Origin of the sequence: Bradyrhizobium sp. (assembly GCF_049581145.1) — a bacterium.
Taxonomy (GTDB): domain Bacteria; phylum Pseudomonadota; class Alphaproteobacteria; order Rhizobiales; family Xanthobacteraceae; genus Bradyrhizobium.
Genome location: NZ_JBAURI010000471.1, coordinates 1 through 16,610, shown reverse-complemented (window position 1 = coordinate 16,610; position 16,610 = coordinate 1). Strand labels below are relative to the sequence as shown.

The window sequence follows — 16,610 nt, the reverse complement described above, 5'->3', positions numbered from 1 at the left end:
ATATCGCGGCGGCCATCGTCGTGATGGGGCGTACCCAGCACACCAACGACATCATCCCCAAGGTGCAGGCCGAGGTCGCAAAGCTCAATTCGGACGGCAGCCTGCCGCCGGGCGTCAAGATCGTGTCCTATTACGATCGCAGTTCGTTGGTCGCCATCACCACGCACACCGTTCTGCATAACTTGATCTTCGGTTGCCTGCTCGTCTTCTTCATCCAATGGGTGTTTCTAGGCGATCTCCGCAGCGCGATCATCGTCGGGATGAACATTCCGTTTGCGCTGTTCTTCGCCATCATCATCCTGGTGCTGCGCGGAGAGGACGCCAACCTGCTCTCGCTCGGCGCGGTCGATTTCGGCATCATCGTCGATTCCGCGGTGATCATGATGGAGAACATCTACCGCAACTTCCAATCCACTCCGGAGCATCGGCAGACGCTGCTGCATCATCTCTCCGAAGGCTATTGGGGGACTGATCCGACATCGGTGACGGGACAGACCACCACGAGCCAGCGCTGGACCGAGCGGCTGCGCATCATCTTCGTCAGTGCGCTGCAGGTCGACAAGGCCGTGTTTTTCACGGCGGCAATCACGGTGACGGCGTTCGTGCCGCTGTTCACGATGCAGGGAGTGGAGGGGCAGATTTTCGGACCGATGGCGCGCACCTATGGCTATGCGCTGGCGGGTGCTCTGCTTGCAACCTTCACGGTGACGCCGGTGCTGGCGTCCTTGTTGTTGCCGAGACATATCGAGGAGGTGGAGACGATCATCGTGCGCGGCCTGCGCGCGAGCTACACGCCGGTGCTGCGCTGGGCGCTCGACAACGTGAAGTTCGCGGTCACGCTCGGCGTCGTCTTTCTCGTCTTGAGTTTTTTTGCCGCATCGCGGCTGGGCAGCGAGTTTCTGCCCGCGCTTGAGGAGGGCAATTTCTGGATCAGGGCGGCGATGCCGCCCACGATGTCGCTCGATGCCGGGACTGAGGCAACCCGCAAGATGCGGGAAATCCTGCTGCGGCATCCCGAGGTCATCACAGTGGTGTCCCAGCACGGGCGTCCCGACAATGGCAGCGATGCGTCGCCGTTCTCCAATGTCGAACTGTTCGCGCCGCTGAAACCGTTCGACGAATGGCCGCCCAATTTGACCAAGGAGCTGTTGACCGACCAACTGCAGAAGGAACTCAGCGAGGCGCTGCCCGGAATAGGCTTCAACTTCTCGCAATATATCCAGGACAATGTCGAGGAGGCGCTGTCGGGCGTGAAGGGAGCCAATTCGGTCAAGATCGTCGGACCGAACCTTGCGACACTGGAGCAGCTTTCATCGCAGGTGATGGCCGAGATGAGCAAGGTGCAGGGTGTGGCCGACCTCGGCATCTTCCATCTGCTCGGACAGCCCAATCTCGACATCAAGATCGATCGCGACAAGGCGGCGCGCTACGGGCTCAATACCGGCGACGTCAATACCGTGGTGCAGGCCGCGCTCGGCGGCACCAATGCCACGACGGTGCTCGAGGGCGACCGGCAGTTCGCTCTCGCTGTCAGGCTCGATCCCAAATACCGCAGCAGCGTCGACGCGATCCGCAACCTCAAGATCGCCTTCCAGACGCCGTCTGGCACCAACGGTTATGTGCCGCTCCGTGAGATCGCCGATATCTCGCTGGATACCGGGGCGTCCTTCATCTATCGCGAACGCAGCCAGCGCTACATTCCGATCAAGTTCAGCGTCCGCGGGCGCGATCTCGGCAGCACGGTCGCAGAGGCCCAGGAGCGGGTCACAAAGGCGGTCAAGCTGCCGAACGGCTACCAGATCCTGTGGGCCGGCGAGTTCGACGATTTGCAAAATGCCAAGCAGCGGCTCATGATCGTGGTTCCAATTACGCTGCTGTTGATTCTCGTCCTGCTCTACGGTCTGTTCAATTCCTTGCGCGACAGCCTGCTCGCGGTCGCCGGCATTCCCTTCGCGATCGGCGGCGGCTTGATCGCGCTCTATCTCGCCGGCCTCGATTTCAGCGTCTCCGCGGCGATCGGTTTCATCTCGCTGTTCGGCGTCGCCGTGATGGACGGCATTCTCAACATCACTTATTACCGCGAGCTCAGGATCCAGGGCATGAACATCGCCGAGGCCGTGTTTCACGGCGCCGAGCAGCGCATGCGTCCGATGCTGATGACGGCGTTGTCGGCGGGCGTCGGGCTGTTTCCTGCAGCAATCTCGCATGGTATCGGCAGCCAGGTGCAGCGGCCGCTGGCGACCGTCGTCGTCGGCGGGATGTTCATCGGTCCGCTGCTGCTGCTCGTCGTCGCGCCCGCGCTGCGACGGATATTCCTGGCAAACGACGAATTGCGGACCTCCGAGCCCGAAGCGGCGCCAAGTCCCGAAGCCGGCTTTGAAACATGACCGGGTGGCGCGTATGATTGGCTCCTGGCGTGGATTGATCGGATGTTGAAAAATGCCCGCGGAGCGAGACGGACGTTGTGCGGCTCGTTTGCGGCAGCGCTTGCCTGCGCCATGTCGGGCTGCGCGGTCGGGCCGAATTTTTCGCCCGAGCCGGCGCCGGCCGTCGATGGCTATTTGCCTGGGAAGCTGGCGTCGCCCGGTGCCGGCCGGGACGGCCCGCGGATCGCCGGCCAACGCTTCGTCACCGGAGCCGACGTGTCGGCCCGATGGTGGGCCGCGTTTCAGTCGCCCCCGCTCAACGATCTGGTCAGGGACTCGGTCGACCATAATCCGAACCTGCAGGCAGCCGAGGGCGCGATCAAGGTCGCGTTCTACAACGCCCTGGCGCAGCGCGGCTTGTTCTTCCCCCAGGTCACCGGCAATTCGACCTCCGCTGATTTCCTGATTTCCAATCCCGGCCAGGTGCCTCCTGTCCCGACACAGGGACAGCAATCCGAATATACGCTCGTGACCCACCAGCTCACGGTGAGCTATGCGCCCGACGTCTGGGGCGCCAATGCGCGCGCGGTCGAGAATCTCGACGCGCAGACCGAGAACCAGATGTTCGAGCTTGAGGCCGCCTATCTCACTTTGACCAGCAATGTCGTGACCGCTGCCATCCAGGAGGCCTCGCTGCGCGGACAGATCGCGGCAACCAAACGGATCATCGCCATCGAGCGCGATTCACTCGAGATCCTCAGGCGTCAGCTCAACGCCGGTCAGGCGGCGCAGGCGGATGTGCTGCAGCAAGACGCCGCGCTCGCGGCGGCGGAAGGGCTGCTGCCGCCGCTTGACAAGCAGGTCGCCCAGCAGCGTGATCTGCTGACGGCCCTGGCCGGGCAGCTATCGGCCGACGAGATCACCCAGAAATTCGACCTCGCCCACCTCAAGCTGCCGGCGAACCTGCCGATCAGCCTGCCCAGCAAGCTGGTCGATCAGCGCCCGGACGTCAGGGCGGCGGAAGCCAACGTGCACGCGGCGAGCGCCGGGGTCGGCGTCGCGATCGCCGCGCGCCTGCCCAATTTCGTGCTGTCAGCCAATGGCGGGTCGAACAGCTACAATTTCGCCCAGAGTTTTGCGCCGGGGACCGGCTTCTACACCCTGGCGGCGAGCGCCACTGCGCCGATCTTCGACGGTTTCACGCTTTACAACAAGCAGAGGTCGGCGGAAGCTGCGCTCGACCAGGCCGAAGCGCAGTATCGCGCCACGGTCATCACCGCGTTCCAGAACGTCGCCGATGCGCTCAGGGCGCTGCAGGCCGATGCGCGCTCGCTGCAGGCGGCGGTCCACGCCGAGGATACTGCAAAGGCAAGCCTCGATATCGTCCAGAAGCAATTGAATGCCGGCCAGGTCAATCTGCTCTCGCTGCTCAATGCGCAGCAGACCTATCTGACCGCATCGGTGATTCGCGTGCAGGCTGAAGCCAACCGGCTGACCGATACCGCCGCTTTATTCATGGCGCTCGGCGGCGGTTGGCCGGTGACGTGCTCGACACGGGTCTGGCGGGACTGTGCGATGGGCGAGGAGGCCGCCTCGGCGGCGAATTAGGATGAAGCGGGGTTGGAGGATGCTTGAGAGAAGCGGGCCGGCCTTGAAAAAACTGGTCACCGTGACGGCGCTTTGTCTGGGCGTCACAAGCACGGCCAGCGCCGCCGACCAAAGCCGGCGTGCTGGAATCATTCAGCCGCAGAATGGGCGCGTCAGCTGCCATATTGAGGTTTTGCACTCCGAGGAGTTGGCAGGTGCGCCGATCTTCCAGAATCTGGTCAAGGCCACGCTCCTGGTCAATGCGCCGGGCACGCCGCCGTTCGAGACCTCCGTCGTGAAACTCATCCCGTGGCAGATGCCGCCGCCGCGGCAGGGTCAGCGGCTGATCGTGCCTTGCGACCCCGCAAGCCTGAGTTCGGGACTATCTGCAAACCTCAGCGCCCTGATATTTCCTTGAGTGCGGCCGATCGGGCGCGCGCTTACCAAACCACCACGGCGCACAGCAGCGCGAACGGCAGAAGCGCGGGACCGAGATAGAGCCACGTCTTGTACGCGGCGGGGTCCCTGGGAGGTATGAAAATATGTGCGGCGAACCAGGCACAGGCAACAAAGCCCACGACCACGCGAATCAGATCGCCGGGAGTCTCGAACACCGACCAAATCGTTTCGACCTGGGGACTGGCGGCGCGGGCAGTGACGGCAACGAGGACCATCAAAAACAGACCACGAACGGCCAAACCCGCAAACTTCAGAGGGAATGAGAGCTTCGGATTGGATTCCCTGTTGGCCACCATGGGCCAAATCCCGGTTCATATGCTACCGCACGCATTTGCGGCAGAACCAACCTACCGCTCATCGCGACGCAATAACAAGAGCAATAAACGTTCCATCGCCTGTCAGCGTTGTTGACCTGTATGCGGTCTGCTCATTGCGATTCCGTAATCAGAAGGCTGCCTCCGCTGCTCTTCCTTCATTGTACATGGATTGCTCATCGTTTGTTCTCCTCAACGCGAGATGCGTGCTGTACGGCCCTGTCGGAGGCATGCTTTGGCAGCTCTTATACCGACGATGGCACAGAATTTCGGGAGAGTGGCAACGCTTCGTCAATAGGGAATCCGTACGCGGGCGCGCACGAGAAACCGTCCTCCCGGCCGCAGCGACGGCTCGCGGGCGAGCCTGTTGTTCCTCCCAGGACATGTAATTGACAACCAGGAAAAACTTCCTGATCATCCGCCGACTTCCATCAAAGAGGGCTTGGCTCCGGACCTGGCCTGACGGTCGCGCGTGGGCCACCTGATCGACCCCCTGCGGAAGACATCAACAGGATAAGGGTCCATGGATCTCATTCTCAAAAATGCGCGCCTGGTCGGAATGGGGGACAGCCTCACCGATATCGGCATCGACCAAGGCAGGATCGTCGCGCTGTCTGCCGACCTGCCTGCCGAAGGCGAGACTATCGACCTCGGCGGCAGGCTGGCTTCCGCCGGCTTCATCGAGACCCACATTCACCTCGACAAATCCTGCATTCTCGATCGCTGCAAGTCGGAGCGTGGCGATCTGGAGGAGGCAATCGCGGAAGGCGCCAAGGCCAAGCTTGCTTTCACGCCCGACGATGTCTACGCGCGCGCCAAACGCACCCTGGAGAAGGCCATCCTTCAGGGCACGACGCACATGCGCACCCACTTGGAAGTGGATCCCGGTGTGGGGTTGCGCAGTCTCGAAGGCGTGCTGCCTTTGATCAGGGAATACGCCTGGGCCATTGACCTCGATATCTGCGTCTTTCCGCAGGAGGGCCTGCTCAACAATCCCGGCACCGACGAGTTGATGATGGAAGCGCTCAAGCGCGGCTGTCGCGTGGTGGGCGGCGCGCCCTATACCGACAGCGATCCGCCCGGTCAGATCGATCGCGTGTTCGAGATGGCCCGCGAATTCGATATCGACATCGACATGCATCTCGATTTTGGTCCGGCTGCCGACAACATGGATCTCGAGCATGTCTGCCGCCGCACCGATGAGCACAAATATGGTGGCCGGGTCGCGATCGGCCATGTGACCAAGGTCACCAGCCTGTCGATGGCCGCCTTCGAGGCGACGGCCAAGAGGCTGGCAGACTCGGGGGTGACCCTCACGGTGCTGCCGTCAACCGACCTGTTTCTGATGGGCCGCAACCACACGCACGACCACAATGTGCCGCGCGGCGTCGTGCCGGCGCACAAGCTGCTGCATCACGGCGTCAACTGCACGCTGTCGAGCAACAACATCCTCAATCCGTTCACGCCATTTGGTGATTGCTCGCCGCTTCGCATGGCGAATCTGTATGCCAATATCTGCCAGGTCGGTAAGCAGTCCGACATGAACGCCTGCTTCGAGATGGTGACGCAGCGGCCGGCGCAGCTGATGCGCCTCAAGGACTATGGCGTTGCGGTCGGCAAATCCGCCGATCTGATCGTGCTGGATGCGATCGAACCGGCGATGGCCGTGGCGGAGCTGACGCCGGTTTTGTACGCCTTCAAGCGCGGCCGGCAAACCGTATCGCGTCAGCCCGCCAGATTGCACCGGCCGCAATGATAGCGCACGATCCCCTCAACGCATTCACCCGTCATACCCATGTTGCGCTCGGCGGCAGCGGCGCGGGTCCGCTCGCCGGGCTCACGATGGCGGTCAAGGACGTCTACGACATCGCCGGCCATCGCACCGGCAACGGCAATCCGGTCTGGCTCGAGACCCACCTGCCGGCCCAGCAGACGGCGTCGAGCGTGCAGCTTCTGCTCGATGCCGGCGCGCGTATGGTGGGCAAGACGCATACCGACGAACTCGCCTACAGCCTGAACGGCGAAAACGTGCATTACGGCACGCCGACCAATCCGAAGGCTATGGGTCGTATCCCGGGCGGCTCATCGAGCGGCTCGGCGGCGGCGGTTTCGGGTGAGCTGGTGGATTTCGCGTTGGGCACGGATTGTGGCGGCTCCGTACGCCTGCCCGCCAGCTATTGCGGCATCTACGGCATTCGAACCAGCCACGGCCTGATTGCTGCGGACGGCATCGTGCCACTGGCGGCGAGTTTCGATACGGTCGGCTGGTTCGCGCGGACCGCAAGCCTGATGCAGCAGGTCGGCGATGTTCTGCTGCCGGCGTCGGCGTCGTCGGCGCCGACATCGCTCCTGATCGCCGCCGACGCCTTCGGCGCGGTCGACCCGGCGATTGTCGGCGCGCTGCAGCAAGGTATCGCCAAAGTGAAGGCCGCCTTTCGGACGGTGCGCGACGTCAATGTCTACACCGGCGATCCGTCCGAGTGGTCAGCGCTGTTTCGCATTCTCCAGGGCGACGAAATCCGCCAGTTTCACTGGGCCTGGATCAATCGCCACAGGCCTGAGTTTGGGCCCGGCATCCGCGAAAGTTTCCAGTGGACGCAAACCATCGATCCGGACGAGGTGGCGAAGGCCAAGCCGAAGCGCGAGATGGTCGCGCAGCAGCTCGCGCGGCTGCTCGACGGCAATGCCTTGCTCTGCCTGCCGACCGCCCCCGGCATTGCGCCGAAACTGAATACGCCGGCCCAGGAGCTTGAGGCGTTTCGCGCCCGCGCCTTTGCGCTGTTGGCGATCGCGGGTCTGGCGCGGCTGCCGCAGATCAATCTGCCGGTCGCAACCCTCGACGGCTGCCCGATCGGGTTGTCGCTGATCGCCCCGCGCGGTTTCGATCGCGCGCTGCTGCAATGGACCGCGGATCATTTCGCATGACGCGGCGATCCTGATCGCATGGCGGACCGTTTCACCATCATCCGCAATGGGCGTCTCGTCGATGTGCGCCGGCGCGAAGCCGCCGCGGCCGACATCCTGATCGAAGGCGATCGGATACAATCGGTCGGCGTCGCCGGCATGGAAGCCCCGCCGGACGCGCGGGTCATTGACGCGTCGGATCGCGCCATGATGCCGGGACTGGTCAATGGTCACGTGCACGGCCATGGGACCCTCGCCAAGGGCCTGGTCGGCGACCGCTGGCCGCTCGAATTGTTCCTCAATGCGATGCCGGGCATGACAGGCAACCGCACCCTCGAGGACAAATACCTCAACGGCCTGGTGGCGGCGGTCGAGATGATCCGCAAGGGTTGCACGGCTTGCTACGACCTGTTCTTCGAATTTCCGATGCCGAGCCGTGACGGTCTGGCGGCCGTTGGGCGGGCCTATCAGGACGCCGGCATCCGCGCCGTGATCGCGCCCATGCTGGCCGACAAGTCCCTGTATCAGGCCTACCCGAACCTGATCGACGACGTTCCCGAGCTGCTGCGGGCGAAGCTGACCGCATTCCAGCTTGCGCCATATGAGGCCAGCGCCGACGCGCTGGAGGCGATCTACGCCGACTGGCCGTTCGACCGGGACATGATTCGTCCCGCCATCGCGCCGACCATCCCATTGCATTGCAGTGACGAATTTCTCGTTCGCTGCCGCGATCTCGCCCGCGCCTATGATCTGCCCTTGCAGACCCACCTTGCCGAGACCAAAACGCAGGCGCTGATCGGTTTGCGCCGATACGGCCGCACCCTGACCGCCCATATCGAGAAGCTCGGGATGCTCGGCCCGCATTTTTCCGCCGCGCATGCGATCTGGCTCGATGGTGACGATCTCGGGCGCCTGGCGGACAATGGCGCGTCGATCGTGCATGCCCCGGTGAGCAACATGCGGTTCGGCTCCGGGCTGGCGCACCTGCGACCGGCATTGGATCGCGGCATCAATGTCGGCATCGCGACCGATGCCGCCAACAGCTCCGACCAGCTCAACATGTTCGAATCGACGCGGCTGGCAGCCTTGATCTCGCGGGTGCAGACGCATGATTTCGGGCAGTGGCTGGGCGCCGACGAAGTCCTGCAGATGGCGACCGTCGGCAGTGCGCACGCCATGGGGCTTGGCGGCGTGGTCGGAGAGATCGCGCCCGGGTTCAAGGCCGATATCGTTTTTCTCGATCTCTGTCATATCAATTACGTGCCGTGCCACGACATGATCACCCAGATCGTATTCACCGAGAACGGGGGAGCGGTCGACAGCGTGATGATCGGCGGCCGCATGGTGCTTGATCGCGGCCATCTGACGACGATTGATGAAAAGAAGCTTCGCCTTGACGCCGCCAATGCCGCCGAGCGGTTGTTCGCCGCCAATACACCAATGCGATCCTTCGCAAAGGACCTGCAATCGATCGTGGGGCACTTCTGTCGCAACCTGGCTTGTGAATCCTATCACGTGGAGCGGCTGGGATTGCCGCGCGAGTCCTGAACAAGTAGCGGTTGAAACCGTGGTCGCGGAAAATGTCCGCGACCGCCAGAGCCGGTCGTCGTCGCCGGTGCTTTGCCCTTGACAGGAAAAATGCCCCAAGCCAATATTCCTAGCAGGAAATGATTTTTATTAGCAGTTGAGTGCAGGACAACGGTGTCCGGCCGGAGCAACGGGGCTCATATGAAAAGATCAGAACTGCGCGGCTCTGCAACCTCGCGGCATCGCGGACGATACTGGCGAGGCGGGCGCGTAGCGCTGCTCGGTCTCGGCGTCGTCGTCATGTCGCCTGGACTTGCCAAGGCTGCCGACGCTTATCTGCCGATCGTGATGCCGATCACGGGCTTTCTCTCCGTCGAAGGCGGCAGCCAGCGTAACGGCGCGGTGATGGCGCTGGAGCACGCCCCGGGCGGCAAGAGCGTCGACTATCCGATCTTTGACACCGGCACGTCGGCCACGGGCGCCGCCACCGCGCTGGACAAGGCCCTCAGCGACGGCAGGCCAATCGCAGCGGCGGTATCGGTGTTCGGCACCGAGATGGTTGCGATGATGCCGGTCGCTGCCGAATACAAGGTTCCGCTCCTGACCATTTCCGGCCTTGCCAAGATCACCGAGAGCGGCAATCCTTATATCTTCCGGTTTCTGCCCAATGACCGCGAGATCAAGGTCGCGCACGCCCGCTATGTGGTCGAGACTTTGAAGAAGAGAAAGATCGCGCTGATCAGCGACACCACGGCCTACGGGCAGGGAGGGTTTGCCCTGCTCAAGGAGGACTTCACCAAGCTCGGCGTCACGCCTGTCTATGAGGACTCCACGATCGCGCCCGACACCAAGGACATGTCGCCGCTTCTCGCCAAGGTGAAGGCGTCGGGCGCAGACGCGATCGTGGTGCATTCGGTCGCGGAGCCCATGGCGCTGATCGTCAAGCAGGCCCGGGCCGCCGGCATCGAGCTGCCGATCATCAACAGTTCCTCGATCGTCGAACCGACCGCGACGGCTTTGTTCGAGCCGGCCGAGCTCAAGGGGGTTTGCGCCGAAACGCCGTCGGCGCCTGAAACGCGCGCGACGCCCAAGATCAAGGAATGGGCCGACGCCTACAAGGCGCGGTTTAGTCTCGAGCCCGACGGTCTTGCCCTCGGCCAGTATGACGGCGTGATGATGGCGCTGACGCTGATTGCCAAGGGCGCCAAGACGCCTGAGGATCTGCGCGCAGCCCTGCAGAAGGAAACCTATGAAGGCATCGCCATGACGTACAAGTCCAACGGCAAGGGCGATCTGTCCCACGATGCCGAAATCGTCTGCTGGGACGGTAGCAGCCGCATCCCGAAAATCGTCGCGCATTATGCCGGCTCGGAGATGGTGCTGAAATGAGCGCGCTGATGGCCCGGCCGTGATTACGCTTCTGCAGCTCGTAATCAACGGCCTGGCCCTTGGCGCAGCCTACGCGCTGGTCGCACTCGGCTTTGTCTTCATCGTCAATGCGACCGGTGTCGTGAACTTTGCCCATGGCGATCTGGTGATGGCCGGCGGCTATGCCGCCGTCGGCCTCGGCTCGCTGGTCGCGGTTCCGACCATCGTCCTGCTGCCGCTGGTCGCCGCCATCATGTTCGTGCTCGGCGTCGCGCTGGCGCTGCTGGCGTATTTCCCTTTGATCAACCGGCCACCATCGACGGTGTTCATCAGCACGCTGTTGTGCGGCATCATCCTGCAAAATGCGTTTGTCGTGTTGTTCGGCCCTCAAGCGCATGCGGCGCCGCCGCTGTTGAAAAGCGGCATCGCGCATGTCGGCGGGATCGAGATCAGCATACAGGCGATGGGCACGATAGCGGTTGCGGCGATCCTCATCGTGTCGCAATATCTGTTGTTTGCCCGCACCCAGATCGGCCGTCGGCTGCGCGCGACGGCCGAAGACCGCCAGATGGCGCAGGCCGTCGGCATCCCGGCCTTCGGGCTGATCGCAGCGACGTTTGGTCTCGGCACGGCGCTGGCCGGCATCGCCGGCGCGCTGCTCGCCAATCAGTTCTTCGTCTATCCGACCGGTGGGATCCCGCTCAGCCTATATGCCTATATCGCCGTTGTCATCGGCGGGTGGGGCAGCATTGCCGGCGCCGTGATCGGCGCCATGATCATCTCGCTGTTTCAGGTCGTGGTGTCGGCCTACGTGTCCTATGCGGCAGCGACGGGCCTGCTCTACGTCACCCTTCTGCTCATCTTCTTTGTCCGTCCGCAAGGCATCTTTGGCGAGCGCGTCCAGCGCCGCGCCTGAAGGGATGACAGTTTTGCTGTCCTGGCTTCTTTCCGGCATTCGGCTCCCTTTGGTTCTTGCGGCAGCCGCGCTCACCGTCTACGCGCTGTTTTTCGCGACCCCCTATGACATGCGCATCCTGACGCTGTGTGGGATCTATGCGCTGCTCGTAATCGGCTTCCAGTTCATTTTTGGTCATGCCGGCGCCGTTTCGCTGGCGCAGGCAACCTTTTTCGGATTGGGCGGCTACATCACCGGCATCGTCGCCACGCGTTTCGGCGCAGGATTTCTGGTGACGTTCCCGCTGTCGATCGCGGGTCCCGTGCTGCTCGCCGTCGTCGTCGCCATCCCCGTGCTGAAGCTCGAGGAACACTATTTCTCGCTTGCGACGCTCGGCATCGGGCTGGTGGTGCTGCTGCTCGCCGTCCAGTGGAGCGACATCACCGGGGGCACCAATGGTCTGCCCGGCATTCCGCCGATTGAGTTCGCCGGCCACGTTCTGTCTGACCGCCGCTCGATGTTGTGTTTCGTCTGGAGTGTGGTTGTGATCGGTTGCCTGATCGTCTGGCAGGTGACACGGGGGCTCCATGGTCTGGCGTTCCATCTCATGCGCGAGGATCGCGTCGCGGCGTCTGCGCTGGGGCTGAACATCGCCCATCTTCGGTTCACCGCCTTTGTTCTCAGCGCGGCCTATGGAGGCGCTGCCGGCGCACTCATGGCGCATGTCATTCATGTCGTTTCGCCTGAAAACCTCGATCTTGCCCTGATGGTGACCTGTCTCACCATGACCGTGATCGGCGGTCGTACTCGCATCGCGGGAGCGATCCTGGGAGCATTGTTGATCGTCTATCTCCGCGAACGGTTTCGAGTGCTGGAAAACTACTACATGATCGCGTACGGACTTGCGGCGCTGTCGGTTCTCATCCTCGCGCCCTACGGCCTTGTCGGCGCGCTCGAGCGGGTGCGCGCGCTGCTGTTCGGGCCGTCGTCCAATCCGCAACAGCCGTCAGTCTCCGAGCCCGCACCCCGGGCCGCCGCCGCTGCCTTCCATGATCCGATTCTCGCCGTGCACGGCGTGACGCTCGGCTTTGGCGGTGTCCGCGCCCTCGACGGTGTCAGCTTCGATTTGCGCAATGGTGAGATCGTAGGCCTCATTGGACCGAACGGTTCGGGCAAGACGACACTGCTAAACGTCATTTCGGGCCTCTACACCTGTGACGAGGGACAAGTGACTTTTCGCGGCGATGACATCACGCGCGCGCCGGCCCATGTCATTTCGAAAGGGGGCATCGCGCGCACGTTTCAGCATATCCATCTGGTCGATGAGCTGAGCGCGCTGGACAACATCGCGCTCGCGCGCGCAGGCATTGATGGCGCTGGAGTGTTGAAGGCGCTCTCGACGATTGGTCACGACCGCCAGCTCGAACGGGCGCGCCGGATTGCCTTCGCTGCGGCCGAACGGCTGGGCATCGCTTCTGCGGTGATGGAGCCCTGCGGCGCGCTGCCATACGGCACGCGCCGGCGTGTTGAAGTGGCTCGCGCAATTGCGACGGGGCCGGCAATGGTCCTGCTCGATGAACCGGCTGCCGGCCTCAATGAACAGGAGCAGCTCGATCTTGCGGAGCGGATCAAGACCATCGCCGCTGATGGAATCACCGTGGTCGTCGTCGAGCACAACCTGGTGTTTCTGGCGGCGCTGGCCGAACGCCTGATCTGTCTCGATCGCGGCAAGGTCATCGCAGCCGGGTTGCCCGATGTTGTGCGACGCGATCCCGCGGTCGTCGAGGCTTATCTCGGACCGGGGACGCCCGAACCGCTCCCGATCGCGGCAGGCATGCCATGAGCGTCTTGCTGGAAATAGACAGGCTCTGCGTCTGGTACGGGCCGGTCTTTGCGCTGAAGGACGCTACGCTGTCGGTTGGACGTGGTGAGGCCGTGGCGCTGATCGGGGCGAACGGCGCCGGCAAATCGACCTTGTTCAAATCCATCGTTGGCTTCCTGCGGCCGAAGAGCGGGGCGATGCGCTTTCTCGGCCGCAATGTCACGAATATGCGCACGGAACGACGAATCCGCCTGGGACTGGGCTATTCGCCGGAGGGGCGGCGCGTCTTTCCGGGCCTCTCGGTGCGCGAGAATCTCGAGGTTGCGATCTTCGCCGGCAAGGCCGAGCGTGCGCGCCGCGTTGATCGCGCCTTCAGCCTGTTCCCGCAATTGGCCACGCGGCAGCAGTCGCTCGGGTGGCAATTATCCGGTGGTCAACAGCAGATGCTCGCGATCGGTCGTGCGCTGATGGGCGAGCCGAGCCTTTTGCTGCTCGACGAGCCATCGCTCGGACTGTCGCCCAAGCTGGCGGATGAGGTGCTCGCCGGAATCAGGGGGATCGTCAGCGACGGCACGTCGGTCCTGCTGGCCGAACAGAATGTCGGCAAGGCCCTGGTCTGTTGCGATCGGGCCTATGTCCTTGAAGTGGGCAAAATCGTGCTGGCAGGCACCGCGTCGACGTTGCGGGATACCGAGGAAGTCAAGCGGGCGTTTCTCGGCGGGTAGGGTTGTTGGTTCGGGTCGGATTCGACGACGACGGGGAGATGAAGATGTATGATACCAAATTCATGCGCCGGGTTCTCGAACTTGCGCGACAGGGCATGGAGACCGGACATGGCGGGCCATTCGGCTCGGTCATCGTGAGAGATGGTGAAATTGTCGGCGCAGCTCACAACGAAGTTCTTTCCAGCAACGATCCTACCGCTCACGCAGAACTGCTGGCAGTGCGTCGGGCCAGCGCTACGCTGAAGACCTTCAACCTCTCGGGCTGTGAGCTCTACACCAACGGCGCACCGTGCTGCATGTGCATGTCCAGCATGCTGTGGGCGCGGCTTGACCGGGCCTATTACGTCCTGTCGATGGACGACTCGCGTGACATCGGTCTGGGCGACGAACCATTCTACGAGGAGCTGGCGCGGCCACTCGCCAACCGGCAGATCATTCCAATGGTGCAAAACCGCGAACTGGCCGGCGACGCGCGTGCGGTCTACGAAGCGTGGGTCTCCAAGCCGGATAAAGTGGCGTTCTAGAGTCAATGAGTCGCCATGGTGCTGGCCTCACGCGCAGGATGGCGGCCGTTGCAGATCAGGCCGGAGGACCCTCGATGGTCTTGTCGGTCTCGGTCCATAACAATGCGGCGAAGATTTTGGCCAGCCGCATCTAACGATGCAGGCACGAATAGATCCGGATCAGAGTGCGGCCTTCCCTTGGGGTTGCGCGCACAGCATTTTCATTCGCCCTCGCCGTGGCGCAGGACAGCCAGAAATAGTTCCCGGTGGGATCAATGACGAGCCGATTTGGCCGGAAGTTCGCGACGATCACGGACAGGTATGGCGTGGTCGAGAACCAGGACAGCTGGCTTAAGCTCGCGGCGATTCGTTGCGATGAAACGAAACGGGGATCGCCGAGCGCCGGATCGGATGCGTCGCCTGTCGCGAGAGCCGTGACGGCGGCGCGGTAATTTCGCCATCCGGCGACGAATTTCACCGTCTCGACCACGTGCACCAGTGTCACGAGAACGAACGCCGCGGCGAGCGGGGGTGCGGCTCGATCGCGCAGCGATATCATCGCCCGCTTGAGACCGTCGATTCTGGGAGGCAGCCGTCGATCGCACGTCGCAATCAATGTCGCCAGTCCGCCGAATATGGGTGTCAGCAGTACCAGCGCGGTTCGCAGATAATATCGGCTGCTGGCGTGGACCGTGTGGTCAAACCGCAGCCAATAGGTGGTGAGCGCGATGAGAACGACGGCTGCGGCATAGAGATAGGCTCGACTGGGCGACAAGGTTGAAAATAGCAGGAGCAGAACGCCATAGCAGGCGAGTGTAGCCAGCAGCAGGATCACCACGCCGACTGCAAAGATGCCGGGATCGAAGAAGTGCAGCGCCGCTCTGAGAAACACGCCGGCGTAATAGTCATCGGGCGGAAGCGCGATCTTGACGGTGATGGCGATCGCCAAGACCGCGACCAGAGCCGCGGCCGCACGCAGGAAAGATGCGTCGCGCAAGCCGCGTAGCGCCAGCGCAGCGACGATGGAGGCGGCAAGCACCAGCGCGCCTTCATGCGTGAACGCGAGCGTCAGCATCATGATGAAAACCATTGCCGTGCCGGCAACTGTCCGCCTGCCGTAATGGCAGACGGCGAGCGTCGGCCAGAACACGGCATGCGCCAGCCACATCTCGGTCGGAAAGCCGAATATCAACGGACACAGCACGGCCGTCGAACAACATGCGTAGACGAAGATGGCGCGGCCCTGCGAACGGTCGGCGGCGAAAGTTCCGATCAGCCCCGCAAGCGGCGCGACATAGAAGAGCAGTCCATATACGGCAATGCCGGCTTTCGGGTTTCCGCTCAGCCCAACATAGAGCTCGGCCGGCAACAGAGTCAGGATGAAGACGGAAAGGCGGCCAGAGATGTTGTGCCAGTGGAACGCCCAGACATCCCCCACCGCAACGGCATAGGAAAACATGGCGCCGTCGGCGTACAGCGCGAGGCCGAAGCTGAGCGCGACCACGACGAACGCGGCCGACCAGCCCAGCCCCACACCGATCGCCAGAGCACGCAGCGCGTCGGAATCGGAGCGGATGGCGAACGCCGACATCTGGCGCTGCGTTCCTTGATGCTTCGCTTGCTGCCCCGCTTGCTGCCTCCCTCGGACGTTCAGGCGTTGGTCCGCTCGTCATTCATTTCAGGACCCTCATCGAGCACCTGCTTTTTCATGACCGTGCTCCGTGGAACACCATAGCCCCTCTATCATTCCCGGTCGAAACCTGATGATTTTTGTCGCCTGATGGCACATAGTCCCATTGATAATGCAGCCATATAATGTTCTTGATTGTCCGTGCAGAATAGTGAGTTCCCTTCGGTAACCATTGCGTCTTCCGACCCGTGGGAAGACTTCGTAACTGTTTTTCGCAAGGGGACGCAGCCGCTCCCGCACGCCTGGGCGGAGCTGTTCGGGCCGCTTCGGAATGGCACGGTGGACGATCTCGTGATCGTCGGTCAACTCGGCCAGTCCCTCGATGGCAGGATCGCAACAGAAACCGGGCATTCGAAATATATCAATGGTGCGGCCGGACTGGAGCACCTGCATCGGCTGCGGGCGTTGGTTGACGCCGTTGTTGTCGGCGTCGGGACGGCGGTGGCTGAC

The 16,610-nt window shown here is 62.9% G+C and carries 14 protein-coding genes; 12 read left to right on the top strand and 2 right to left on the bottom strand.

Annotated features, from left to right (window positions below):
- The 3 genes from WCB02_RS15570 to WCB02_RS15560 all read left to right on the top strand — a co-directional run.
- Positions 1-2,387, top strand: a 2,387-nt coding sequence (locus WCB02_RS15570) for an efflux RND transporter permease subunit (protein WP_423959249.1), incomplete at its 5' end; no start/stop codon positions are given.
- 42 nt (positions 2,388-2,429) lie between these two features.
- Positions 2,430-3,974, top strand: a complete 1,545-nt coding sequence (locus tag WCB02_RS15565) for an efflux transporter outer membrane subunit (protein ID WP_423959247.1) — start codon at positions 2,430-2,432, stop codon at positions 3,972-3,974.
- 43 nt (positions 3,975-4,017) lie between these two features.
- Positions 4,018-4,371: a hypothetical protein gene (locus WCB02_RS15560; RefSeq protein WP_423959246.1), complete on the top strand. Its 354-nt coding sequence runs from the start codon at positions 4,018-4,020 to the stop codon at positions 4,369-4,371.
- A 22-nt stretch (positions 4,372-4,393) separates the two neighbouring features.
- Here the strand turns inward: WCB02_RS15560 and WCB02_RS15555 are convergent, their stop codons facing one another.
- On the bottom strand, positions 4,394-4,708 hold the full coding sequence (locus WCB02_RS15555; RefSeq protein WP_423959244.1) for a hypothetical protein: 315 nt from the start codon (positions 4,706-4,708) through the stop codon (positions 4,394-4,396).
- Positions 4,709-5,249: 541 nt separating this feature from the next.
- Between WCB02_RS15555 and WCB02_RS15550 the strand changes: the two genes are divergently transcribed.
- The 8 genes from WCB02_RS15550 to WCB02_RS15515 all read left to right on the top strand — a co-directional run bounded on the left by WCB02_RS15550 (position 5,250) and on the right by WCB02_RS15515 (position 14,491).
- Positions 5,250-6,482 (top strand): amidohydrolase family protein, encoded by a 1,233-nt coding sequence (locus WCB02_RS15550; protein ID WP_423959243.1) that lies wholly within the window; start codon positions 5,250-5,252, stop codon positions 6,480-6,482.
- Complete coding sequence (locus WCB02_RS15545) at positions 6,479-7,651, top strand: amidase (RefSeq protein WP_423959240.1); 1,173 nt, start codon at positions 6,479-6,481, stop codon at positions 7,649-7,651. Before WCB02_RS15550 ends, WCB02_RS15545 begins: the two co-directional genes overlap by 4 nt.
- An 18-nt stretch (positions 7,652-7,669) precedes the next feature.
- The gene (locus tag WCB02_RS15540) at positions 7,670-9,178 is read left to right on the top strand and encodes an amidohydrolase family protein (protein ID WP_423959239.1); all 1,509 of its coding nucleotides are present in this window, start codon (positions 7,670-7,672) and stop codon (positions 9,176-9,178) included.
- Between the two features lie 180 nt (positions 9,179-9,358).
- A complete protein-coding gene (locus tag WCB02_RS15535; RefSeq protein WP_423959237.1) occupies positions 9,359-10,546 on the top strand; it encodes an ABC transporter substrate-binding protein in 1,188 nt (395 codons plus the stop codon).
- A gap of 19 nt (positions 10,547-10,565) precedes the next feature.
- Complete coding sequence (locus WCB02_RS15530; RefSeq protein WP_423959235.1) at positions 10,566-11,441, top strand: branched-chain amino acid ABC transporter permease; 876 nt, start codon at positions 10,566-10,568, stop codon at positions 11,439-11,441.
- Positions 11,442-11,454: 13 nt separating this feature from the next.
- Positions 11,455-13,263, top strand: coding sequence for an ABC transporter permease subunit (locus WCB02_RS15525; protein WP_423959233.1), 1,809 nt, complete (start codon positions 11,455-11,457; stop codon positions 13,261-13,263).
- The gene (locus tag WCB02_RS15520; RefSeq protein ID WP_423959231.1) at positions 13,260-13,967 is read left to right on the top strand and encodes an ABC transporter ATP-binding protein; all 708 of its coding nucleotides are present in this window, start codon (positions 13,260-13,262) and stop codon (positions 13,965-13,967) included. Before WCB02_RS15525 ends, WCB02_RS15520 begins: the two co-directional genes overlap by 4 nt.
- A gap of 44 nt (positions 13,968-14,011) precedes the next feature.
- A complete protein-coding gene (locus WCB02_RS15515; RefSeq protein WP_423959228.1) occupies positions 14,012-14,491 on the top strand; it encodes a nucleoside deaminase in 480 nt (159 codons plus the stop codon).
- 130 nt (positions 14,492-14,621) lie between these two features.
- Here WCB02_RS15515 and WCB02_RS15510 read toward each other — a convergent pair whose 3' ends face one another.
- Complete coding sequence (locus WCB02_RS15510) at positions 14,622-16,061, bottom strand: hypothetical protein (RefSeq protein WP_423959227.1); 1,440 nt, start codon at positions 16,059-16,061, stop codon at positions 14,622-14,624.
- A 351-nt stretch (positions 16,062-16,412) separates the two neighbouring features.
- On the opposite strand from WCB02_RS15510, the gene WCB02_RS15505 reads away from it, so the two are divergent.
- On the top strand, positions 16,413-16,610 hold a 198-nt coding region (locus WCB02_RS15505), incomplete at its 3' end, for a dihydrofolate reductase family protein (protein WP_423959250.1).

Excerpts from the sequence above, each read along its gene's own strand:
- WCB02_RS15565 (WP_423959247.1), top strand. The coding sequence starts at position 2,430 with ATGTTGAAAAATGCCCGCGGAGCGAGACGGACGTTGTGCGGCTCGTTT.
- WCB02_RS15555 (WP_423959244.1), bottom strand. The coding sequence starts at position 4,708 with ATGGTGGCCAACAGGGAATCCAATCCGAAGCTCTCATTCCCTCTGAAG.
- WCB02_RS15550 (WP_423959243.1), top strand. The coding sequence starts at position 5,250 with ATGGATCTCATTCTCAAAAATGCGCGCCTGGTCGGAATGGGGGACAGC.
- WCB02_RS15545 (WP_423959240.1), top strand. The coding sequence starts at position 6,479 with ATGATAGCGCACGATCCCCTCAACGCATTCACCCGTCATACCCATGTT.
- WCB02_RS15540 (WP_423959239.1), top strand. The coding sequence starts at position 7,670 with ATGGCGGACCGTTTCACCATCATCCGCAATGGGCGTCTCGTCGATGTG.
- WCB02_RS15535 (WP_423959237.1), top strand. The coding sequence starts at position 9,359 with ATGAAAAGATCAGAACTGCGCGGCTCTGCAACCTCGCGGCATCGCGGA.
- WCB02_RS15520 (WP_423959231.1), top strand. The coding sequence starts at position 13,260 with ATGAGCGTCTTGCTGGAAATAGACAGGCTCTGCGTCTGGTACGGGCCG.
- WCB02_RS15515 (WP_423959228.1), top strand. The coding sequence starts at position 14,012 with ATGTATGATACCAAATTCATGCGCCGGGTTCTCGAACTTGCGCGACAG.
- WCB02_RS15510 (WP_423959227.1), bottom strand. The coding sequence starts at position 16,061 with ATGTCGGCGTTCGCCATCCGCTCCGATTCCGACGCGCTGCGTGCTCTG.